Source organism: Chlorobium sp. N1, assembly GCF_004332115.1.
In the GTDB taxonomy this organism is placed as follows: domain Bacteria; phylum Bacteroidota; class Chlorobiia; order Chlorobiales; family Chlorobiaceae; genus Chlorobium.
Map to the genome: position 1 here is coordinate 1 of NZ_SJPA01000008.1, position 22,832 is coordinate 22,832.

Annotated in this window: 17 protein-coding genes and 3 tRNA genes; 13 read left to right on the top strand and 7 right to left on the bottom strand. The window is 61.5% G+C overall.

Translation table 11 applies throughout. From position 1 onward, the window contains the following. Window positions 1-110 precede the first annotated feature (110 nt). Window positions 111-428: an SPASM domain-containing protein gene (locus E0L29_RS09295; protein ID WP_242664353.1), complete on the top strand. Its 318-nt coding sequence runs from the start codon at window positions 111-113 to the stop codon at window positions 426-428. A gap of 264 nt (window positions 429-692) precedes the next feature. Beyond that, window positions 693-1,220 (top strand): acyltransferase, encoded by a 528-nt coding sequence (locus E0L29_RS09300; RefSeq protein WP_131358109.1) that lies wholly within the window; start codon window positions 693-695, stop codon window positions 1,218-1,220. Here E0L29_RS09300 and E0L29_RS09305 read toward each other — a convergent pair. Then, a complete protein-coding gene (locus E0L29_RS09305) occupies window positions 1,190-2,158 on the bottom strand; it encodes an ISL3 family transposase (RefSeq protein ID WP_347564601.1) in 969 nt (322 codons plus the stop codon). The two genes, E0L29_RS09300 and E0L29_RS09305, sit on opposite strands and share 31 nt — an antisense overlap. Between E0L29_RS09305 and E0L29_RS09310 the strand changes: the two genes are divergently transcribed. Continuing rightward, window positions 2,152-2,823 carry a class I SAM-dependent methyltransferase gene (locus E0L29_RS09310; RefSeq protein ID WP_131358110.1) on the top strand — a complete coding sequence of 224 codons (672 nt, stop codon included), beginning with the start codon at window positions 2,152-2,154 and terminating at the stop codon, window positions 2,821-2,823. The genes E0L29_RS09305 and E0L29_RS09310 overlap by 7 nt on opposite strands. 113 nt (window positions 2,824-2,936) lie before the next feature. Beyond that, window positions 2,937-3,335, top strand: coding sequence for a VanZ family protein (locus tag E0L29_RS09315; RefSeq protein WP_165498876.1), 399 nt, complete (start codon window positions 2,937-2,939; stop codon window positions 3,333-3,335). A 60-nt stretch (window positions 3,336-3,395) separates the two neighbouring features. On the opposite strand, the gene E0L29_RS09320 is transcribed toward E0L29_RS09315, so the two are convergent. Then, window positions 3,396-3,953 (bottom strand): hypothetical protein, encoded by a 558-nt coding sequence (locus tag E0L29_RS09320; RefSeq protein WP_131358112.1) that lies wholly within the window; start codon window positions 3,951-3,953, stop codon window positions 3,396-3,398. Between the two features lie 212 nt (window positions 3,954-4,165). Here E0L29_RS09320 and E0L29_RS09325 point away from each other — a divergent pair, with 212 nt between their 5' ends. Beyond that, on the top strand, window positions 4,166-6,058 hold the full coding sequence (locus tag E0L29_RS09325; protein ID WP_131358114.1) for an ABC-F family ATP-binding cassette domain-containing protein: 1,893 nt from the start codon (window positions 4,166-4,168) through the stop codon (window positions 6,056-6,058). Between the two features lie 19 nt (window positions 6,059-6,077). On the opposite strand, the gene E0L29_RS09330 is transcribed toward E0L29_RS09325, so the two are convergent. The 3 genes from E0L29_RS09330 to E0L29_RS09340 all read right to left on the bottom strand — a co-directional run bounded on the left by E0L29_RS09330 (window position 6,078) and on the right by E0L29_RS09340 (window position 10,065). Beyond that, on the bottom strand, window positions 6,078-8,255 hold the full coding sequence (locus tag E0L29_RS09330) for a prolyl oligopeptidase family serine peptidase (RefSeq protein ID WP_131358116.1): 2,178 nt from the start codon (window positions 8,253-8,255) through the stop codon (window positions 6,078-6,080). A gap of 146 nt (window positions 8,256-8,401) precedes the next feature. Next, on the bottom strand, window positions 8,402-8,902 hold the full coding sequence (locus E0L29_RS09335) for a hypothetical protein (RefSeq protein ID WP_131358118.1): 501 nt from the start codon (window positions 8,900-8,902) through the stop codon (window positions 8,402-8,404). Between the two features lie 101 nt (window positions 8,903-9,003). Continuing rightward, window positions 9,004-10,065, bottom strand: coding sequence for an RluA family pseudouridine synthase (locus E0L29_RS09340; RefSeq protein WP_165498877.1), 1,062 nt, complete (start codon window positions 10,063-10,065; stop codon window positions 9,004-9,006). A gap of 51 nt (window positions 10,066-10,116) precedes the next feature. Here E0L29_RS09340 and lpdA point away from each other — a divergent pair, with 51 nt between their 5' ends. The 4 genes from lpdA to bchH all read left to right on the top strand — a co-directional run bounded on the left by lpdA (window position 10,117) and on the right by bchH (window position 18,685). Continuing rightward, the gene (gene lpdA, locus E0L29_RS09345) at window positions 10,117-11,511 is read left to right on the top strand and encodes a dihydrolipoyl dehydrogenase (protein ID WP_131358120.1); all 1,395 of its coding nucleotides are present in this window, start codon (window positions 10,117-10,119) and stop codon (window positions 11,509-11,511) included. Between the two features lie 161 nt (window positions 11,512-11,672). After that, entirely contained in the window at window positions 11,673-12,842 is a 1,170-nt protein-coding gene (bchI, locus tag E0L29_RS09350; RefSeq protein ID WP_131358122.1) for a magnesium chelatase ATPase subunit I, read from the top strand. 9 nt (window positions 12,843-12,851) lie between these two features. Continuing rightward, a complete protein-coding gene (gene bchD, locus E0L29_RS09355) occupies window positions 12,852-14,717 on the top strand; it encodes a magnesium chelatase ATPase subunit D (protein WP_131358125.1) in 1,866 nt (621 codons plus the stop codon). A gap of 140 nt (window positions 14,718-14,857) precedes the next feature. Then, on the top strand, window positions 14,858-18,685 hold the full coding sequence (gene bchH / locus E0L29_RS09360) for a magnesium chelatase subunit H (RefSeq protein WP_131358129.1): 3,828 nt from the start codon (window positions 14,858-14,860) through the stop codon (window positions 18,683-18,685). 85 nt (window positions 18,686-18,770) lie between these two features. Here bchH and guaB read toward each other — a convergent pair whose 3' ends face one another. Continuing rightward, window positions 18,771-20,264 (bottom strand): IMP dehydrogenase, encoded by a 1,494-nt coding sequence (gene guaB / locus E0L29_RS09365; protein WP_131358131.1) that lies wholly within the window; start codon window positions 20,262-20,264, stop codon window positions 18,771-18,773. Between the two features lie 176 nt (window positions 20,265-20,440). Between guaB and E0L29_RS09370 the strand changes: the two genes are divergently transcribed. The 4 genes from E0L29_RS09370 to E0L29_RS09385 all read left to right on the top strand — a co-directional run bounded on the left by E0L29_RS09370 (window position 20,441) and on the right by E0L29_RS09385 (window position 21,536). After that, window positions 20,441-20,530: transfer RNA gene (locus E0L29_RS09370), tRNA-Ser, on the top strand. Window positions 20,531-20,609: 79 nt separating this feature from the next. Further along, window positions 20,610-20,692 (top strand) — tRNA-Ser (locus E0L29_RS09375). 14 nt (window positions 20,693-20,706) lie between these two features. Next, a tRNA-Ser gene (locus E0L29_RS09380) sits at window positions 20,707-20,796 on the top strand. 86 nt (window positions 20,797-20,882) lie between these two features. Further along, complete coding sequence (locus E0L29_RS09385) at window positions 20,883-21,536, top strand: class I SAM-dependent methyltransferase (protein WP_131358134.1); 654 nt, start codon at window positions 20,883-20,885, stop codon at window positions 21,534-21,536. Here E0L29_RS09385 and E0L29_RS09390 read toward each other — a convergent pair. Continuing rightward, window positions 21,523-22,815, bottom strand: a complete 1,293-nt coding sequence (locus tag E0L29_RS09390; RefSeq protein ID WP_131358137.1) for an APC family permease — start codon at window positions 22,813-22,815, stop codon at window positions 21,523-21,525. The genes E0L29_RS09385 and E0L29_RS09390 overlap by 14 nt on opposite strands. Window positions 22,816-22,832 lie beyond the last annotated feature (17 nt).

A 22,832-nucleotide genomic window follows, 5' to 3' on the forward strand; every position in this document is an offset into this window, starting at 1 on the left:
GAAGCTGCTGGTAATGAGAGATCAGGGATTCCATCACGAGACTGCGGGTTGGATTGGTGAGGCTTGAGACTACGTCAAGCTATCCATTTCCTCCCGCATTCCCACTAAATTTGACGAAGAGCCAAAAATACAATGAGTGCCCCTACCCATGGACTTCCATACATATCGCATCGAATGGTGAGGTGATTTCTTGCGATAGGGATCTTCGGCACAAAAATGTGCTGGGGAACCTTTTTGCAGAAAGTTTTTCCGATGTATGGAATGGTGAAAAATACCGGCGTTTCAGGAAGGCTATCCTTGCCGCTGATCTGGCGAAAATGGGCGCCTGTCCTTTTTGTGATCTTCCTTATGATAGCAACAAGTTCTCACTTCGCCATCTGGCGCAGGTCGCTGTCGTCAGATTGGGTGTATTTAGCCCGGTGGAATAGTGTGTTAGATCGTTTTTTTGAGCCGGATTCAGCTGGTTGGTCGGTTGATTTCACGCAATGAAGGGTCATGAACGGCATCGGCGGTTTTTTCGAGCTTGAGCTGCCCCATGGCGGGACGCTTCCTCATGATCGTGCTTTGGGGTTGAGTACTGGCCGGGGTTGTTTGACCTTGATGCCTCAGGAGTTGAAACCGGTTATGGTCTTGATCAAGACCTCAACATCTAAAGTATGTCCAATATCCATATCATTTAGCGACTCCATTCCATGAGCCTGAAATATCGCCCTGATATAGATGGCCTTCGTGCCATTGCCGTTCTCGCAGTTCTCTTCTTCCACACTGGCGCTCCTAGATTCTCCGGCGGCTTTGTTGGAGTTGATATCTTCTTAGTCATCTCCGGATTCCTCATCACCACCATCATCCTCAAAGACATACAGGAAGAAACGTTTTCCATTGCACGATTCTACGAACGCCGAATCAGGAGAATCTTTCCTGCCCTTTTTCCTGTCATCGCATTCACCCTTCTCGTTGGCGCATACCTCTTTGACTCCATCGCGTTCAAGGATCTCGGCCAAAGCATCACCGCCACAACCCTTTTCTCATCGAACATATTTTTCTGGCGTGAAGCGGGATATTTTGCTGCGCCTTCATTGCAAAAGCCACTGCTCCATACCGGGTCACTGGCAGTCGAAGAGCAGTTCTACATCTTCTTTCGGCCCTTCGTTGAATTTAGTGGGTCGCTCTTCGGCAAACTACTGCATCGTCAGATTGCCATGTCGAGCTTTCCGCAGTAAAACAGGATTCGGGTTCGGTAGCTTTCGAAGCTGTGGAACCCACGGGCTGAGGCCTTGATCAACTGGATCTTGCTGTTCAGCCCTTCCGAAACCGCATTGGTTATGCGGTGCCGGGTGAAGTTCAGGATGCCGTCAAGATGACGGGCCATCATGTCCTTGACTTTGATTATCGGCTTCAGTTCGGAGCGGTCGACGGCATCGCTCCAGTACTGGAAGAAGTACTCGGCGGCGTCTCTGCTGGTCAATACCCAGAACGCCCTGAACATGTTCTTCAGCGACCATGCGGTGCCGGTTTGCAGCTCGCAGGTCATCAGCTGGTCGAAGTCGGCGCGCTGTTTGTCGCTCATGTTTTCCGGGTTGCGGAGCCAGGCGTACTTCGAGCCGATGAGTGTTTTGTCGCCGGCCGACTTGAGCGCTCTGGACTCTTGACGCCGAACAGCATCGACGGCATCATTGAGATACTTGCTGATGTGGTAACGGTCGTGCACGAGATCTGCCTGGGGAACCTTTTTCCGGACGGCATGGGCAAACGGATTCCACATGTCGACCGAGACTGAAAGCACCTGCTTCCGCTGCTTTGCAGCAAGGCTGGTCAAGAGCTTTACAGTGGCTTTGGTTGTTCTGGTTTCGACCACATCAAGGACTCTGCCGCCGTCCAGGTCGTTCATGATCGTCACGTACTGGTGACCGGCCCTGAAGCTCTTTTCATCAATGCCGAGATGCCGGATGGCTTCAGTGTCCCTGCGCTTCATGCCTCGCGCTACCGCGCGCCGCATGATCTGGTCGACAGAGTGCCAGCTGAGCCTGAGCATGGATGCAACGGCCTGAGTGCTGGCACAGTGCTGCAGGAGCTGGACGACGAAGCCCTCGAACATCAGGGTGTGTCCTGACTGACATACTTGAGCTTGATCACTAAATTCGACGAAGAGCCATGAAATTTGGACTTAATGATTACTTTAGAATGTGGAAAAAAAGAGGAATTCGCCTTCCTCTTTCATATTTTTTTGAAACACATCTTTTTGATATAATTCATCATACCGATACACACATATGGCTCCCAAAAGAAAAATATATTGATACGCCAAAAAATTTTGAAAATGGTACCTTTTATATGAGTAGTTGGAATGGCACTATTAAATTAGCAACAAGCATAGCGATTGATTTATTTTCCTTAAATCCAAAAGATGTTGCATTGGTTGATGTTGGTTGCGGAAAAGGTAAGGTGCTGTGTGTATGGAATAAAATGTTTCCGTACGCAAAAAATATTATCGGCTTAGATTACAGCCCGCATTTAGTTGAGATATGTAAAAGAAATTTGAAGCGAATTTCTGCGTTAAATGTTGAGATTATATGTGGTGATGCTGCCGACATTGAATTGGATTATGACTGTGAGGCTTTTATTTTCTACTTATACAATCCATTTGATTCCAAAATTTTAGATAAATTTCTAAATAAAATTTCAAATAAAAGAGTGGTTATTATCTATAATAACCCAATACACAAAGGTGCTTTAATCGATAAGGGGTTTAACGAGTTTTTTGATAAAGAAAGTTGGCATCCAAATGCAAACTTCGCAATCTTTTCTAATCTTACCCCTCCTTAAACGGCTCCTCGCTGTTTCAAATGGGGGCCCTTCGTCGAATTTAGTGGGTCGCTTTTCGGCAAACTACTGCATCGTCAGATTGCCTTCTTTTATACCCGTGAACCAGGAGTGATGTGCCTCATATAAAGCTTCCGATAAAAAGCGTAGCAGTCGTGCAGGCTGGAAGGTATTCTGCCATTGGAGTCTGGATTGCGGTGACTCTTATAGCCCTGTTTCCTGGAGGCCATGCGACCATGGCCACGTTTCAGTGGGGGGACAAAATTGAGCATTTTTTGGCATTCGGCGTCCTGGCGTTCCTTTTCAGCGTATTCTGGGCTGTCTCCCGTGGCCGGCTGGCCTTATTGCTTCTGGTATACGGCTGTGGCATTGAACTGTTCCAGATGTACATTCCGGGTCATTTGGCCAGTTTTTTTGATATCCTTGCAGATCTCGTTGGGATTGGTTCGGGGTTGCTCGCCCTCGCTATCCTGGAGCGGATGACGATGGCTGCAGGGATAAAGCAGACCGATTGAGCCCTCTGTGGCAAACGGCTATCGAAAGGCGGAACTTCAGTGGCAGGGGTTCCGCCTTTTTTATTTCTGCATCTGGCGGATGCGGCTGAAGAGGCTGGTATGCGGATGCTTGACCAGGTCGTCCTGGTGTTCGGGGAGGGTGACGTGCTTTGCGACGATTTCAAGCATTTTGTCGTCGAGGTGCTCTGCGATCTCGAGCATGCGCGTGAGGTGGCGGCGGAGTTCCGAGATAATGAACTTCTCTGCGTGGTGCTTTTTCATTTTCGTGAGGATCTCTGCCATCATGGGTGCATCGATGTGGCGCGAGACCTCGGTGAAGTACTCCGCAGGCAGGTCGTTGGCGTAGCCGGTCGCCTGCTCGACACCCATCTTGAGACAGACCCCGGCGGCGATTCTGGGCTTGATGTGCTCGACCATGAGCGGGATGACGACGAAGTGCGGGATGTACTTGACAATCATGCTGATGGCCTCGTACAGCTCGTCGAACCCGTCGGTACTGGAGGCGACGACCTCCTTCGCCCAGGAAAGCACGGCTTCCTGCTGATGGCTTTCCATAAGACGGATGGTTTCGGGTACGGGGATACCGGCCCACAGGGGGGCGTCTTCGATGGCTGCCATGTCGGGGATGTCGTTCGGTGAGAGATCGAGCTTCGGGGGCCACGGGCCCCTTTTTTCATTGTAAGCAAAAATCCCGGGACCCGAAACCCTCCGCAGCCCCCTTTCCCGGATATCTTCCCGCAAAGGGGGCAAAACCCGCCGCTTTGGCTATATTGCCCCCGCTCCGTCCCGAAGGGGGGCGGCGCGGCAATTTTCTCAAGGGAAGGAACCACATGGTATTACTCACGGTCGAGGGTCTCGAGAAGCACTACGGGCTGAAACACCTCTTCTCCGACGTCTCGTTCGGCATCGACGACGGCGACAAGGTCGGCATCATCGGCGCCAACGGCAGCGGCAAGAGCACGCTCCTCAAGATACTGGCCGGCGCCGAACAGCCCGACAAGGGGCGGGTGATGGTGGCCAACAAAAAGAAGATCTCCTACCTGCCGCAGGACTCGCCCTTCGACCCCGAGGATACGGTGCTCGAGGCGGTGCTGCGTTCGAGCGACCGGCTGATGGACCTCATTCTGCAGTACGAGCTGGTCTGCGAGAAGCTCGAGCACCTGCACGACGAGGACCCTTCGCTGATCGAGAAGATGAGCGAGCTTGCGCACGAGCTCGACACGAGCGGCGCCTGGGAGCTCGAGTCGAACGCCAAAGCGGTGCTCGGCCGCCTCGGCCTCTATGACCTTGGCGCCAAAATGGGGACCCTTTCCGGCGGCCAGCGCAAGCGCGTGGCCCTCGCCCATGCGCTCGTCGTGCCGAGCGACGCGCTCATCCTCGACGAGCCGACCAACCACCTCGACGCCGACAGCGTCGAATGGCTCGAGCAGTACATCAAGCGCTACCAGGGGGCGGTGATCCTCATCACCCACGACCGGTATTTCCTCGACCGGGTGGCGATGCGCATGATCGAGGTGGACAGCAAAAAGGTCTCTACCTATACGGGCGGCTACTCGAGCTACCTGCAGCAGAAGCAGTCGGAGGAGGAGCAGGCGGTGCGCGACGAGCGCAAGCGCCAGGCGCTCGTCAAGCAGGAGCTCGAGTGGATGCGCACCGGCTGCAAAGCCCGCACCACCAAGCAGAAAGCCCGAATGCAGCGGGCCGAAGGGCTGGTCTACGCCCCCCCGAAGGAGAAGGAGCAGGCGCTCTCGATCGATTTCGGCGCGGACCGGCTCGGAGACAAGATCATCGAGTTCCATGACGTTTCGAAAGCCTACGGTGAGAAGATTCTCCTCAGTGATTTCGAGTACAAGATCCGCAAAGGGGACCGCATCGGCATCATCGGCCCGAACGGCTCGGGCAAGACCACCCTCTTCGAGATGATCGCCGGCCGCTCGGAGCCCGACAGCGGCCACATCGACATCGGCAAGACGGTGCGTCTCGGCTACTACGACCAGGAGAGCCGTCACCTCGACGAGTCGAAACGGGTGATCGACTTCATCCGCGAGGACGCCGAGCAGATAAAGACCAAGGACGGCACGGTGGTATCGGCCGCCAAGATGCTCGAGCGCTTCCTCTTCTCCGGCTCGCAGCAGTACAACCCCATCGGCACGCTCTCGGGCGGCGAGCGCCGCCGCCTCTACCTGCTCCATCTTTTGATGTCGGCCCCGAACGTGCTGCTGCTCGACGAGCCGACCAACGACCTCGACATCCCGACCCTCAGGGTGCTCGAGGACTACCTCGACACCTACGAAGGGTGCCTCATCGTCGTGAGCCACGACCGCTACTTCCTCGACCGTACGGTGGAGGACATCTTCGCCTGGGAGGAGGGCGGCACCATCCGCCGCTACCCCGGCAACTACAGTGTCTATCTCGAGCTGAAGGCCATGGAGAAGGCCGAGCGGGAAAAAGCTCCCCCGAAAAAGGAGCCGGTGCGCCAGAACGCCGCCCCCGTGCAGGAGCCGAAAGGGAGGAAGCTCAACAGCCGGGAGAAGAAGGAGCTCGAGCGGCTCGAAGCGTCCATCGCCTCGGCCGAGGAGCGCCAGGCGGAGATCGCCGGCGAGCTTGCCTCAGCCGGAAACGATTTCGGGGCGGTCCAGAAGCTCAGCGCGGAGCTGGAGGCGCTGCAGCGGCAGGTCGAGCTCGACATGTCGCGCTGGACGGAACTGGCCGAGCTTCTCTGAACGCGGGACGAGGGGCGGCCTACCGCTCCGGCCGGAAATCCGGGTCGCCGCACTGCCATAACCCGAAGCTGAGTACGTCGGCCAGCGTTTCGAACGCTTTGGATTTGGTGTTGCCCATGCCGTGGCCGGCCTCGCCGTCGGCGAAAAAGAGTACCGGCTTTCCGGAGACTGTCGCCTGCTGGAGCCGCGCGGCGAACTTCGCCGGCTGCCACGCGCTGACCCTCGGGTCGTTCATTCCTGCGGTAACGAGCGCGGCCGGATACCGTTCCCCGTCGCGGATGTTGAGATAGGGGTCCATGGCGATGAGGGCGCGGCGCTCCCGGGGATCCTTCGCTGTGCCGAATTCCGGCACGTTGACCGGTCCGTTCGGCGTCTCTTCACCCCGCAGCGGGTTCATGGCCCCGACCTGGGGGATGACCGCCCCGAAGAGGTCCGGCCGCTCGACCATCGCCATGCCTACCATGATCCCTCCGGCGCTCGCTCCGTTGAGCACGATCCTTTCAGGTTTCGTGTAGCCCTTTTCCACGAGATATTCCGCGCAGGCGATGGCGTCTTTCCAGGTGTTCGGCTTGTGCTCCTTCATGCCGTCCGTGTGCCAGCGGTCGCCGAGCTCACCGCCCCCGCGCACGTGCGCCACGGCAATGACTCCGCCCCTCGTGGTCCAGAGCAGCATGGAGGGGCTGAAGAAGGGGGAGAGCGTCTTGCCGTAGGCACCGTAGCCGTAGAGCAGCACCGGGTTGCCGGAGTCCCGCTTCAGCCCTCTCTGGTAGACGAGCGAGAGCGGCACCAAGGTGCCGTCGTATGAGGGCGCCATCACCTCTTCGACCACCAGGTTCCGGTACTCGGGGTAGCTGGCGGGTGAGGAGATGGTCTCTCTTTGGAAGCGGCCGCTCTCCGGCAGGTAGCGGAAGCGGCTGTAGTCCCGGCTCCAGCCGGCGATGGTGACCCAGATGTCGCCGAATCGGGGCCCCTTGCTCGAGATGTAGGCCGATCCGGCAGGGAAGGGGAGCTGGAGGCGGCGCTCTTCTCCGGTGGAGAGGTCCCTGCGGTACATCCGGGCTTCCACTCCGTGCAGGGAACGCGTGAAGTAGAGGCTGCCGCTCGTGAGGGCGAAGGAGGTGAGCAGCGCTTCAGGATCTTCCCGGACGACGGTTTCGGCGCGGCTGAAGTCGGGCCTCTCGAGCGAAGTCTTCATCACCCTGAAGCGCGGTGCGCCCTTCGGGGTGAAGTAGTAGAGCTCGGTCGCCGTGGTGGCGAAGTCGTGGATGTCGTCGGAGGGGCGGATGAGCGGTTTCCAGTCGATGCGGCCTTCGAGCAGTGCTTTGGCCGGGGCGGTGTAGACCCTGAGGCGGCGGTCGACGTTGGAGACGAAGGCGAAGAGCCGCCCGCTCTCCCGGTCGTAGGAGACGTCGGGAATGTCGGCGCCGTCGATGTTGAGTTCGGGATACTTCGCCCCGGAAAAGATCTCGATGTCCGTCTCCGGGTCGGTTCCCACGCGGTGCAGGAAGACCTGGCTGTCGTACTGGGGGTTCTGTCCGGGTCTCGTGACGGGCCGCAGCCGGTTGTAGATGAAATGTTCGCCGTCTTCGGTCCATGAGGGGGAGGCGAAGCGGCACCGGTCGATCGTTTCCGCATAGAGCCTCTTCTGCTCGACATCCATCACGAGGATGCGGTCGTCTTCGGTTCCGTTGGCCGATACGGAGATCGTCACCTTCCAGCCGTCGAGTGAGGGGGAGATGCGGCTGACGACGTGGCGGCGGCCGTCATCCCCGTCGAGCGAGGCGGGGTCGAAGAGAAGATGCTCCTTTCCGCGGAACCCCTGCCGTACGTAGAGTTTGCCGGTCTCGTCGCCGGGCGTCTCCTTGAGGTAGAAGTAGCGGTCGGTATCGGTGACGGAGAGGCTGTAGGCCTTCTCCTTCCGCCGCCGGTCGAACGCTTCCATTTTTTTTATCAGCTTCCTGCGCCCGGGAAGGGCGCCAAGCGCCGTTCGGGCACGCCGAGACTCTCCTTCGACCCACTGCAGCACTGCGGGATCGCTGAAATCCTCGAGCGGACGGAACGGGTCGGAGAGGAGGACGCCCGAGAGCGTTTCGGTATGCGGGCGGGACGGCGCTGCGGGCTCTTCGGCCCCGAGGGATCCGAAGGAGAGCGAACTGGCCAGAAACGGTACGAGGAGGAGTGCCGGGGATCGGGTCATTGAGGTGATGCGGTCTTGTGTGGCTGCCGGGTAATGAAAGCGGCCTGGCAGCGATGGGCTGCCGGCCGCCTGTATGGTTTTCCTGCAACGGATGGTATCGTCCTGCTGAAAGCAATATAACAATCCCTGGAGGCCTTTCCGTTCACCTATCTCCAGCGGGGACGGTCGTCGTCCCTCCGGCGGTCCCGGTCGGACCGGTTCCTCTCGTCCGGCCTGTCGCGGCGTTCCCAGCTCTGCGCCCGGCGGTACTCCTGGTCGCGGTGGTGGCGGATGTCCTCGTGGCGGTATCGGGTGATGCGTCCGGGGACCCTGCCCTGGCGGACGATGACCCATGGGCCGCCGTAGTTGGATGAACGGTACCACTCGCCGTCGTCATGGATGTAGTAGCGGTCCCGGTAGTAGATGATGTCGTAGGGGGCGCCGACCGAGACGTAGAAGCCGAGGGAGGGCGTGTAGAGGAAGCGCGGGCGGGAGTCGACGACGAAACGCCGCGGGCCGTGACGCTCGACCACGACGGGCGCCGGGGAACTGACGATGACGGGGGCGCCGAGGTTGATGTTGACGTTCACTTTTGCCTGTGCGTCCTGGTAGAGGGCCGCCGTCGAGAGAACGGCTGCCGCCGCGGCGATTTTCAGTCCTGTGTTCATAGGGCCTTTCCTTTTCTTCATGGGTTTCTTCATCCTGTCGTCATGGCTGCCGCCCGGAGAAGGCATGGAGGGCTGATGCTTCGGGGGAACGCGGTTCCGCTTCAGCGTGCGCTCTCTCCTCCGGCGCTCCTGTATATGACGCGGATTTTTTCCAGAGCTTGCACCATGTCGGAGGGAAGCGGTGCTGAAAAGGAAAGGGGGGCGCCCGTCGTGGGCTGGAGGAAGGAAAGGGTTTCGGCGTGGAGGGCCTGGCGGGGGAGCAGTTCGAGCAGGTTGCGCACGAAGCTTTCGCTCCGGGGGATGTCGAGCGTGCGTACGCCGGCACCGCCGTATGTGGCGTCGCCGAGGATCTGGTGGCCGAGGTGCTGCATGTGGGCGCGGATCTGGTGGGTGCGGCCGGTGTGCAGGGTGAGCGATACCCGGCTGAACCAGTGCAGGTCCTCGGTGACCCGGTAGTCGGTGATGGCGGTTTTGCCCTCTTCTCCCTCGTAGGGGAAGTTCGCCATGACCTTGCGGTCGCGGCGCGAGCGGCCGATGTTGGTTCGGACGGTGCCTTCCGGAGGGTCGGGCACGCCCCAGACGATGGCGGTGTAGAGCTTGGATACCTTCCGTTCGGCGAACTGCCGTGCCAGGCGGTGCAGCGAGAGCTGGTTCTTGGCGATGATGATGAGTCCCGAGGTGTCCTTGTCGAGGCGGTGGACGATGCCGGGGCGCAGCTCTTCCCGCTCGAGTCCCTCGGCGTCGCTGCCGAGGTGGTGAAGGATGGCGTTGGCGAGCGTGCCGGTCCAGTTGCCGAAGGCGGGGTGGACCACCATGCCGGGCTCCTTGTCGATCACCATGAGATCCTCATCCTCGTAGACGATCCGGATCGGGATGTCCTCCGGAGCGAGCTCCGGCGCCGGGGGACGGAGGAAGGTCATTTCTATCGAGTCGAGGGACTTGACCCGGTAGTTGGATTTCACTGTTTTGCCGTTGACGAGTACGCGGCCCTCCTCGATCGCCTCCTGCACCTTGTTGCGCGTGGCGTTCTCGACCTGGCGCGTGAGGTACTGGTCGATGCGCATGGGGCACTGCACCTTGCTGACCTGCAGGGTGATCCTCTTCGGCTCGAGGGCCGCATCCTCCCCGTCTGGGGATTGGTTTTTTACCGGGTGATTTTGCATTTTGGTGGACATAATACTAAAACCCCGACAATACTCCATCGTCTTCCCGCCATGAACACTACCACTGCAGAGACTTTCGATCTTGCCGTCATCGGTTCCGGGCCGGGCGGTTACGAGGCGGCGCTCCTCGGTGCCAAAGCGGGCATGAAGGTCGCCCTCGTCGAAAAGGGCGCGCTCGGCGGCGTCTGCGTCAACTGGGGATGCATCCCGACGAAAGCCCTGCTGCGCAGCGCAGAGGCCTACGACCTGGCCAGGAAAGGTCCCTCGTTCGGCGTCCTCTCTGAGCCCTCCTTCGATCTTGCCGCTGCCGTCAGGCGTAGTCGCACCGTGGTGTTGAAGATGTCGAAGGGGATCGAATACCTCCTCCGGAAGGCCGGCGTCGAGGTGGTGCAGGGCGAGGGGCGTTTCAAGGGGCCCGACGAGCTCGAAATCCGCCGTGAGGGGGGGGACGCGAGGGTGCTCCGGCCCCGCAGCGTCATCATCGCCACCGGCGGGAAAATGCGCACCATTGCCGGTCTCGAGCCGGACGGACGCCTGCTCATCACGAGCCGCGAGGCGCTTGCCCTGAAGGAACTGCCGGAGTCCCTCATCGTGCTCGGCGGCGGAGCGATCGGCGTCGAGCTCGCATGGTTCTATGCCACGCTGGGGACGAAGGTCACCATCGTCGAGATGATGGAGCGGCTCATGCCGCTGGAGGACGAGGAGATCTCGGAAGCACTCAAGCGCTCCTTCCAGAAGGCCGGCATCAGGGTCGCCACCGGCTCGAAACTCGAGGATGTCAGGCGGGAGGGGGAGAAGGTGACGGCCCGGCTCCTGGTGCCGGGCGAGGTGCCCGAAACGCTCGAGGCGGACCATCTGCTGCTGGCCGTCGGCGTCGGAGGCAATACCGACGGGCTGGGGCTCGAGGCGGCCGGCGTCAGGGTCGAGCGCGGGTTCGTGGTGACGGACGGCCGGTGCCGTACCAATGTGGAGCACATCTACGCCGTCGGCGACGTGCGTGGCGGCATGCTGCTCGCCCACAAGGCCTCGGCCGAGGCGGCCGTGGCGGTCGAGGCCATCCGCGGCGGCTCCCCCGGCCCGGTCGAGGACGCCATGATCCCCCGCTGCGTCTACGCCGAGCCCTCCATCGCGAGCATCGGCCTGAGCGAGCGCCAGGCCCTGGAGGCCGGCAGGTTGGTTTCGGTCGGCCGCGCCATGTTCGCCGCCTCCGGCAAGGCCAACGCCTACGGCGCCCTCGAAGGCCTTGTCAAGCTGGTCTTCGAGGCCGATGGCGGGCCGCTGCTCGGCGCGCACCTCATCGGCCACGGCTCGGTCGAGCTCATCGGCGAGCTTTCGCTGGCAACATCCCTCGGCGTGACGGCGCGGCAGCTTTCTGCGGTCATCCATGCCCATCCGACCCTCTCCGAGTCGATACGCGAGGCGGCGCAGGCGGCGATGGGGGAGTAGGGCGGAAAGAGAGGCGGGCTGAAGAGCAAAAGGATTTTCGATTGTCGGGCTAAAAGCATAAATTCAAGGTTTATTATCGCAACTCTTTAACCAACAGTAAGCCTTTTCCGGTGAATGAGTTCTCGAGTTCACGGGGCGGGGTCACAACCAAACGATCAATTATGACTCAGACTGAAACAGCTGCCAAGAAAACCGCTGCCAGGAAACCGGTCGCCAGGAAAGCCGCCGCAAAGCCGGCCGCCACGAAATCCGCTGCCGCAAAAGCCGCCGCGGCTCCGGCCAAGAAGAAGTCCGGTCTCGCTTTTCCCTTCACCGCCATCGTCGGCCAGGAGGAGATGAAGCTCAGTCTGATCCTCAACATCATCGATCCCCGCATCGGCGGCGTCCTCGTCATGGGCCACCGGGGTACCGGCAAGAGCACCACGGTCCGTGCGCTTGCCGAGGTGCTTCCGCTCATCGACCGCGTCAAGGACGATATCTACAACCGTACCCCCGAGCAGTATGCCGAGTACGAGGCTGCCGGCAAGAAGGGCGTCAAAATAGATCCGAAGACGCTGAAGACCGAGAAGATCGGCGTGCCGGTCGTCGACCTTCCGCTCGGCGCCACCGAAGACCGCGTCTGCGGTACCATCGATATCGAACAGGCTCTCACCAGCGGCGTCAAGGCTTTCGAGCCCGGCCTGCTCGCCCAGTCCAACCGCGGTTTCCTCTACATCGATGAGGTCAACCTCCTCGACGACCACCTCGTCGATGTCCTGCTCGACGTTGCCGCCAGCGGCCGCAATGTCGTCGAGCGCGAGGGCATCAGCATCCGCCACCCCGCTCGCTTCGTGCTTGTCGGCTCCGGCAACCCCGAGGAAGGCGAGCTCCGCCCGCAGCTCCTCGACCGTTTCGGTCTCCACGCCCGCATCATCACCATCTTCGACGTCGCCAAGCGCGTCGACATCGTCAAGCGCCGCCGCGAGTTCGACGAGGATCCTGAGGCGTTCATGGCGAAGTGGGACCGGGATCAGCAGAAGCTCCAGAAGAAGATCGTTACCGCCCAGAAGCTCCTTCCCCAGGTCAGCATGGATGACGATGTCCTTACCGACATCGCACGCCTCTGCATGAACCTCGGCATCGACGGCCACCGCGGCGAGCTTACCATCACCCGTACGGCCCATGCCTTCGCCGCACTCCAGGGCGCCAAGAAGGTCACCATGGATCATGTGCGTGAAATCGCCGGCCTCTGCCTCCGCCACCGTCTCCGCAAGGATCCGCTCGAGACCCTCGACGCCGGAGAGAAGATCGAGCGCGAGCTCGCCAAAGTCCTTGGAGAAGCAGAAGCCTAAGCCATATAAATGATAGCTTTTACCGATATTGTAGGAATGGATCTGGCCAAGAAGGCGCTCATGCTCTTGGCCGTCGATCCCGCCCTAGGGGGAGTCGTCATCCCCTCAGCCGTTGGTTCCGGCAAGTCCACCCTTGCCCGTGCCTTCGCCGGCATCCTTCCTGAAGGAACCCCGTTCGTCGAGCTTCCGCTCAACGTCACCGAGGACCGCCTCATCGGCGGCGTCGATCTCGAGGCCACCCTCTCCAGCGGCCAGCGCGTCGTCCAGCACGGCGTGCTTACCAAGGCCAACGGCGGCGTGCTCTACGTCGACTCGCTCAGCCTGCTCGACAGCTCGGCGGTTTCGCACATCATGGACGCCATGTCGCGCGGCAAGGTACTCGTCGAGCGCGAAGGCCTCAGCGAGGTCCATCCGGCCGATTTCATGCTGGTCGGCACCTACGACCCCTCGGACGGAGACGTCCGCATGGGTCTCGTCGACCGGATCGGCATGATCGTTCCCTTCACGGCCCAGAACGATTTCCGGGCCCGTAAGAAGATCGTCGACATCGTCACCGGAAAGCGCGACGCCGAAGATACCCGGGACGAGCTCCGCATGCTCACCGGCTTCATCGAGGCGGCACGCACGCAGCTGCCGCAGGTCTCCATGACCACCGAGCAGATGCAGGCGATCATCCAGACCGCCCTCAGCCTCGGCGTCGAGGGCAACCGCGCCGACATCTTCGCCGTTCGCGCGGCGATGGCCAGCGCGGCGCTCGAACAGCGCAGCGACGTGGACGAGGAGGACATGAAGCTTGCCATCAAGCTCGTGCTCATCCCCCGCGCCACCCGCATGCCGGAGCGCGAGGAGCCGGCCGAGGAGATGGGTCCGGAGGAGGAGCCTCCGCCGCAGGAAGAGGATGTTCCGGAGGACGAGGAGCAGCAGCCCGACAGCTCCAGCGACGCGGAGAACGAAGAGGAGCCTGAAGAGACCCCCGACATGATCGAGGAGCTCATGATGGAGGCCATCGAGACCGAGCTGCCGGACAACATCATGAACATCTCGCTCGCTTCGAAAAAGAAGAGCACCTCCGGCAGCCGCGGAGAGGCCCTCAACAGCAAGCGCGGACGGTTCGTGCGTTCCCAGCCCGGAGAGATCCGCGACGGCAAGGTGGCGCTCATCCCGACGCTCATCTCCGCCGCGCCCTGGCAGGAGGCCCGCCGCCAGGAGCGCCTTCGCAAGGTGCCCGGCAGCGTGCCGAAGGGGCTCATCATCAGCAAGGACGACGTGAAGGTCAAGCGGTTCCGCGACAAGAGCGGCACGCTCTTCATCTTCATGGTCGACGCTTCGGGCTCGATGGCGCTCAACCGCATGCGCCAGGCCAAGGGCGCGGTGGCCAGCCTGCTCCAGAACGCTTACGTGCACCGAGACCAGGTGGCCCTCATCTCGTTCCGCGGCAAGCAGGCCCAGGTGCTGCTTCCCCCTTCGCAGAGCGTGGACCGCGCAAAGCGCGAACTCGACGTGCTGCCGACCGGCGGCGGAACCCCGCTTGCATCGGCGCTGTTCATGGGTCTTGAGACCGCCAAGCAGGCGCGCTCGAAGGGCATCTCGCAGATCATGTTCGTGCTCATCACCGACGGCAGGGGCAACATCGGCCTGCAGGCCGCGTTCAACCCCGACGCCCTGAAACCCTCCAAGGAGGATCTCGAGAAAGAGGTCGAGGCGCTCTCTGCATCCGTCAGCGCCGACGGCATCGCTTCCGTCGTCATCGACACCCAGATGAACTACCTCTCCCGCGGCGAGGCTCCCAAGCTCGCCCAGAAGCTTGGAGGCCGCTATCTCTACCTTCCCAACGCGAAGGCCGAGCAGATCGTCGACGCCGCACTCAGTTTCTGATTCCCGCCCTGTTTTCCCCCATTCCGTCCCGGCATGTTCCGGGGCGGGATATTTCTTGATTATCCCCTTCTTTTCTACATTATAAGATGCGGCCCGCCTCGGCGGTCGACCTCCATTATCTGTAAAAAGCTAGGGATATCATGGCACAACTCCGTAAAATCGTGGCCGTTGTCGGCCTTGAGCAGTACAACGCGGGCCTCTGGAAGAAAATCAAGCATCTTCTCGAGGGCGAGGTGGAGCTGACCCAGCTCAGCGACGTCGATCTTGAAAAGCAGACCCCGGAGGCCGCAACGGCCATACGCGAGGCGGACTGCGCGTTCATGAGCATGATCCAGTTCAAGGAGCAGGTCGACTGGTTCCGCCAAGAGCTTGAGGCCGGCACTCCCGGCAAGACCGTCTTCGTCTTCGAGTCGATGCCCGAGGCCATGTCGCTGACGAAGGTCGGCAGCTACGAGGTGGGGGAGGGCAAGGCCGGCATGCCGGACGTCGTCAAGAAGGTGGCCAAGATGCTCGTAAAGGGACGCGACGAGGACGCCCTCTACGGCTACATGAAGCTGATGAAGCTGATGCGCACCATCCTGCCGCTCGTGCCGAGCAAGGCGAAGGACTTCAAGAACTGGCTCCTGGTCTATTCATACTGGATGCAGCCGACCCCCGAGAACATCGCCAACATGTTCCGGCTCATCCTCAAGGAGTATTTCGACGCGCCGGTGACGGTCGGCGCCATCGTCGACGTTCCGAACATGGGCCTCTACCATCCCGATGCCCCGGCCTTCTTCAAGGACGTGAAGAGCTACAAGAGCTGGATGAAGAAGCGCGGCGTCAATCTCGACCGTGGCCAGTCGGTAGGGCTGCTCTTCTTCCGCAAGCATCTTCTCCAGGAGAAGACCTACATCGACAACACCATCCGCGTGCTCGAAAAGCGCGGGCTGCATCTCTATCCCGCATTCGTGATGGGCGTCGAGGGGCACGTGCTCGTGCGCGACTGGCTCCTGAAGGAGAAGATCGACCTGCTCATCAACATGATGGGATTCGGGCTCGTCGGCGGACCGGCCGGCTCCACCAAGCCGGGAACGGCGGCCGATGCGCGCCACGAGATCATGTCGAAACTCGATACCCCCTATATCGTGGCCCAGCCGCTCCTGACCCAGGACTTCGAGTCCTGGAAGGACTACGGCGTCTCTCCCATGCAGACCACCTTCACCTACTCCATTCCGGAGATGGACGGCGCCATCTGCCCGGTCGTCCTCGGCGCCCTCCGGGACGGCAAGGTCGAGACCGTACCGGACCGGCTCGAAAGGCTCGCGACGCTGGCCACCCAGTGGCTGCGGCTGCGCGCCACGGCCAATAGGGACAAGAAGCTCGCCTTCATCGTCTACGACTATCCTCCCGGCCTCGGCAAGAAGGCGAGCGCCGCACTGCTCGACGTTCCAAAAAGCCTGCTCGGCATCCTCCAGCGCCTGAAGAAGGAGGGGTACGATGTCGGACAGCTGCCCGCAACCCCGGAAGAGCTGTTCCGGGCGATCGACCACGCCACCGACTACCAGCTGATGACGTCGGATGCCTCCGCCCTCACCATCGGCCGCGAGCAGTTCAGCACGCTTACCACCTCGCGCGAGCGCGAGCGCATCGAGGAGCGCTGGCAGGGCTTCCCGGGAGAGATCGTGCCGATGGGCACCGAGAGCCTCTTCATGGGCGGCATCCGATTCGGCAACATCTTCATCGGCGTACAGCCCCGCATCGGCGTGCAGGGCGATCCCATGCGCCTCCTCTTCGACAAGGACAATACCCCGCACCACCAGTACATCGCCTTCTACCGCTGGATCAGCCGCGAGTTCCAGGCCCACGCCATGGTGCATGTCGGCATGCACGGTTCGGTGGAGTGGATGCCGGGGCTCCAGACCGGCCTGACCGGAGAGTGCTGGCCCGATGCCCTCTGCGGAGAGGTGCCCCATGTCTACATTTACCCGCTCAACAACCCGAGCGAATCGAGCATCGCCAAGCGCCGGGGCCTGGCCACCATGGTCTCCCACGTCGTGCCGCCGCTTTCGCGCGCCGGCCTCTACAAGGAGCTGCCGGCCCTCAAGGACCTGCTCAGCGACTACCGTGAGCGCAACCCTGCCGGCAAGCTCGAAGGCGAGGACCGGGCCGGCATCGAGGAGGCCATCATCCAGAAGGCCGAGCTGCTCAACCTCACCGACGACTGTCCGCGCCGCGACGGCGAGGCGTTCCCCGACTTCGTCAGCCGCCTCTACATCTATATCAGCGAACTCGAGAACCGGCTGATTTCGAGCTCCCTGCATGTCTTCGGCGAGGCAAGCCCGCTCGAATCGCAGGTCACCACTGTCACCGAAACCCTCAAGAACCGCAACGAGAACGGCCGTTCGCTTCCCTCGATCATGCTCGGGCGCAGCGGCTCGAAGAACGGCTTCTCGACCTACGAGGAGGTCGCCGTCCGCTCCCGCAAGGGCGAGGATTCCGCCATCCGCGTTCGCGAGGAGGTCGAGGAGCGGTGCCGTGAGCTGGTCCGGAAGGTCGTCTTCGACGGAGGGCGCGCCGCCACCGTCTTCAGCGAGCTTACCGGCGGCTCGAAGCTCGAGGGGGAGGAGCTCCCCTTCGTGCAGAAGCTCGCCGAGGAGGGCGTCCTGCTCCTTGGCGCCCTGCGCGACAACACCGGCGAAATGGAGTCCCTCGTGAAGGTTCTCGGCGGCCGCTACATCGAGTCCGGGCCCGGCGGGGACCTCGTGCGCGACGGCATCAACGTCCTGCCGTCCGGACGCAACATCCACGCCATCGATCCCTGGCGCATCCCCTCGGAGCTCGCCTTCAAGCGCGGCACCCTGATTGCCGACAGCATCGTCCAGAAGCATCTCGAGGAGAACGACGGCCAGTATCCCGAAACCATCGCCCAGGTGCTCTGGGGCCTCGACACGATCAAGACCAAGGGCGAGGCCGTTGCGGTCTGCATCCGGCTCATGGGCGGCGAGCCCTCCTACGACGGCACCGGCAAGATCAGCCACTACAGCCTCGTGCCGCTCGAGAAACTGGGCCGGCCCCGCATCGACGTGCTGATGCAGCTCAGCCCGATCTTCCGCGACGCCTTCGGGCTGCTCATGGACCAGCTCGACCGGCTCGTCAAGGAGGCCGCCAGGGCGGAAGAACCCCTGGAGATGAACTTCATCAGGAAGCACGTGGACGAGGCCCTGGCCGGCGGTGCGGAGTTCGACAGCGCCACCTCGCGCCAGTTCACCCAGTCCCCGGGCTCCTACGGCACCTACGTCGACGACATGATCGAGGATTCCGCCTGGGAATCGGAGGATGATCTCGACGACCTCTTCATCCGCCGCAACAGCAGCGCTTACGGCGGCGGGCGCAAGGGCGAGAAGGAAACGGAGATCCTCAAGAACCTGCTCGGTTCGGTCGACCGGGTCGTCCACCAGGTCGACTCCACCGAGTTCGGCATCTCCGACATCGACCACTACTTCTCATCGTCGGGTTCGCTGCAGCTGGCCGCCAAGCGCCGCAACACGCGCACCGGCCAGAACATCAAGCTCAACTACGTCGAGTCCTTCACCTCCGACATCAAGGTCGACGATGCCGACAAGTCGCTGCGGGTGGAGTACCGCTCGAAGCTGCTCAACCCGAAATGGTTCGAGGGAATGCTCAAGCACGGCCACAGCGGCGCCACCGAGATCAGCAACCGCGTCACCTACATGCTCGGCTGGGACGCCGTCACCAAGAGCGTCGACGACTGGGTCTACAAGAAGACCGCCGAGACCTACGCTCTCGATCCCGAGATGCGCGAGCGGCTCGCCAAGGTCAACCCGCAGGCCATCAAGAACATCGTCGGCCGCATGCTCGAGGCCCACGGCCGCGGCATGTGGTCCGCCGACCAGTCGACCATCGACGAGCTGCAGGAGATCTACGCCGATCTCGAGGACCGGCTCGAGGGGATGGCCGACGACTGAGTGCGTCGCCCTGTCGATAGAACAGGAAAAGGGCCCCGGCGGGGCCCTTTTCTGCGTCTGGAGTGAACGACTGTTGGTTCTCGGATCAGGTGGCCGTCGAGTAGTTCGGGGCCTCCTTGGTGATCTTGACGTCGTGCGGATGGCTCTCGCGCAGGCCGGCCGAGGTGATGCGCACGAACTGCGTCTTCGTCTTCAGGTCCTCGATGCTCCCGACCCCGCAGTATCCCATGGCGGATTTCAGGCCGCCGATCAGCTGGTAGACCACCTCGTCGAGTCTCCCCTTCGAGGGGATGCGGCCTTCGATGCCTTCCGGGACGTATTTCTTCGATTCGCTCGAGGCGTCCTGGAAGTAGCGGTCGCTGCTGCCTTCGGGTTCCGACATGGCGCCGAGCGAGCCCATGCCGCGGTAGGTCTTGAAACGGCGTCCTTCGTAGAGGATGGTTTCGCCGGGGCTCTCGTCGGTGCCGGCGAAGATGCTGCCCATCATGACGGCATCGGCGCCTGCGGCAAGCGCCTTGGCGATGTCGCCGCTGTACTTGATGCCGCCGTCGGCGATGATTGGCGTGCCGGTCTTGGCCGCTTCCTCGGCGCAGTTGATGATGGCCGTCAGCTGCGGCATGCCGACGCCGGCGACGATCCGGGTCGTGCAGATGCTTCCCGGCCCGATGCCGACCTTCACGGCGTCGGCGCCCGCCGCGACGAGGTCGCGCACGGCGGCTGCGGTGGCCACGTTGCCGGCGATCACCTGGAGCTCGGGATAGGCCTTCTTGATCATGGTTACCGTATCGAGCACCGCCTGGCTGTGGCCGTGGGCCGTATCGACGGCGACGACGTCCACGCCGGCTTCGACAAGGGCGTTGACCCGGTCGATCGTGTTGGCGCGGATGCCGACGGCAGCGCCGACGCGCAGGTGCCCCTGCAGGTCCTTGCAGGCGTCGGGGAACTGCTTGCGGGTCTGGATGTCCTTGAAGGTGATGAGTCCCTTGAGGTTGCCCTCCTCGTCGGTGATGAGGAGCTTTTCGATCTTGTTGGTGAGCAGCGTCTTTTCGGCGTCCTCGAGGCTCACGTCCTCACGGGCGGTGATGAGGTTGGTGCTCGTCATGATGCTGGCGATCTTTGCGTCCGCAGCCGGTTGCATGCGCAGGTCGCGGTTGGTGACGATGCCTTTCAGTTTCATTTCCGTGGAGTGTCCCGCTATCGGCCGTTCGACGACCGGGATGCCGGAGATGCTGTGGCGGAGCATGAGGTCGATGGCGTCCTGCATGGTCGCGTCTTCATAGAGCGTGAAGGGGTTGCGGATGATGCCGCTCTCGAAGCGTTTGACCTTTGCGACCTCGCGGGCCTGCTGTTCGATCGAGAGGTTCTTGTGGACGATGCCGATGCCGCCGGAGCGGGCCAGCGCGATGGCCAGGCCGGCTTCGGTGACCGTATCCATGGCGGCGCTCACCATCGGGATCTTCAGCGAGATGGTCTTGGTGAGCCGCGAGGAGACAACGGTCTCTTTCGGCAGGACGTTGGAGTAGGCGGGTATGAGCAGTACGTCGTCGAAGGTCAGTGCTTCCTGCAGGATCTTTGGCATGGGGTACGGGTTGGTTGGATTCGGCGGAAATTGATCCGGCAATTTACGAAAAGTGCCGTTAGAATGGCAATCCGGGTGAAAAAAACACCTGCCGGGGCGGGTTTGGCGGCGGAAGCGGAAGGAAGCCTTTTGAAAAAATAAAATAGAGTGTAAATTAGAGGCCTTTCGCAAGGAACGGAGAGGTCGCATAGTGGTCTAGTGCGCTCGCCTGGAAAGCGGGTAGGGTGTAACAGCCCTCGAGGGTTCGAATCCCTCCCTCTCCGCCAGCCGAACCCCCGGAGAAATCCGCTGGCTTTTTTTCGGGGAATGGCTATCTTCAGTACCTGTTCTTACATATACCAAGTTGGAGGATTAGCCTAATTGGTAAGGCAGCAGTCTTGAAAACTGCCGGGTTCACGCCCATGGGGGTTCGAGTCCCTCATCCTCCGCCGAAAAAAATATTGGAGAGGTGGCCGAGTGGCTGAAGGCACCGGTTTGCTAAACCGACGTAGTCCGTAAAGGGCTACCGAGGGTTCGAATCCCTCCCTCTCCGCAGAAAGGAAAGCTCCCGGAACATCCACGGGGGCTTTTTCTGTTTCCGGGCGTCTCACGCCCAAGAACCCTGAAGATCTTTGTGCCATGCAGAACCCCTGGCTGGAAATACCCCTTTCGGACTACGAGGCGCATATGGACCTGCCGGCGGTCGACCAGGCCTCCATGACGGCCTCCGAACTCTCCTGCGCGCTCTCCCTTTTCACGCCCGCTTCGCTCGCGGTCATAGGCTGCGCCGGCGGCAACGGCTTCGACGCCATTCCCCCCTCGGTCCGCCGCGTGGTCGGCGTGGACATCAACCCCCGCTATGCGGCTTCGGCCGGGGAGCGTTACGCAGGACAGGTAGCGGGCCTCGAGTTCCATGTGGCGGACATCCAGCGCGACCCACTTCAGTTCGAGCCGGTCGACCTTCTTTTCGCCTCGCTGGTGTTCGAGTACGTCGCAATCGGCGATGCGCTCGTGAACCTCGCACGGGTATGCCGCCCGGGCGGCCGCATGGTCACCCTGCTCCAGCAGCCTTCCCCCACGCTCTCTTCGCTTACCCCGTCACCCTACGACTCCATCAGGCTTCTCAGCCCGCTGATGCGCCTCGTTCCGCCCGCCGAACTTGCCGGAGAGGCGGCTTCGGCAGGGTTCGGGCTGGTGTTTGAGAAGAGCCTGACGATACGGTCGGGAAAGTCGTTCGTCGTCCAGCACTACTGCCGGGACGAGGATGCTCGTTCAGCAGCTATGTGCCGATGAAATCCCTGTGGCGCAGGTGCCTGTACCCGTATTCGAGGAGGAGGGCTGCGCCGAATGTCGCCAGCGTTGCATAGAACGAGGCGCGATCCGAACTGTACTGGTAGGCCAGAAGAGCTGCGAAGACGGCCAGGAGGCAGGCCGTGAAGAGTGCGATGAGCGTCTTGCTGCCGCCGACCTCGCCTGCCAGCCGGTAGTGGGAGAGGAGCACGAAGAGGTAGATGAGGGTGTAGACCGAACTGGTGATGGAGGCGATGGCGCCCATATCGAAGAGAAGGGCAAAAAGAAGGGCGATGCCTGCGGTGAAGTAGAGCCCCTCGTTCGAGCCGAACCAGGCCTTGCGTTCGAACACCTCCGGAAGTTCCCCCTCCTTGGCCAGCGAGTAGGCGATGTTGGCACCTCCGTAGAGCGTGGCGTTGAGTGCGGAGGCGATGGAGAAGAGTGCTCCCACCGAGAGCAGCACGAATCCGTATTTGCCGAGAAAGGGTTCTGCGGCGATGGCCAGGGCGTTCTCGCTGGCCGCGATGATCGCCTTCACCGGCAGGTTTCCGATGGCGACCGCCGAGACGAGGACGTAGATGGCGATAACGAGCAGGATGCTGCCGTAGATCGCCCGGGGCACGTTCTTTTCAGGCCGCTCGATGTTCTCCGAGGCGTTGGTGACGAGCCCGAAGCCCATGTAGGAGAGGAAAAAGACAACGGCTCCCGAGAGCATCGCCTTTGTCCCGGCCGCTCCAGTGGCGGGGGCGATGAGCTCCGGCTTTACCGACCCGAGCCCGGTGGCGACGAAGATGAGGAGAATGGTGAGCTTGACCAGCACGATCGAGAACTCGAGACGCCCCACCGCCTTGCTGCCGAAGCTGTCGAGCGCGGTGAAGGCGAGCATGAGAACGATTTCGGTGAGGGCGAGCGGCATGCCGCCCGGGGACAGGTGCATGAGGGGGAGAAAGTAGCCGGCGAAGCCCTTGACGAAAAGGGCGATGGAGACGACGTAGCTGAGCCACATCAGGACAGCCAGCGCGCCCGTTACGGTCGTGTCTCCGAAGGCTTTCAGGATGAAGGAGATCGGCCCGGCGTTCGAGATGATCCGGCTGCCGAGCCTCGCATACGAGTAGGCGACCATCAGCGCCAGCAGCCCCGAGAGCAGGAAGGCTTCAGGCAGGTTTCTTCCGGCGATTTCGGCCCCGAGGCCGAAGATGGTGAAAATACTTGCGCCGATCATGGTGCCGACGGCCATGGCGACGGTTTCGGCGAGTGAAAGCTTTTTGTTTCCGGTCTGCATACGGGTAAGTTACGAAA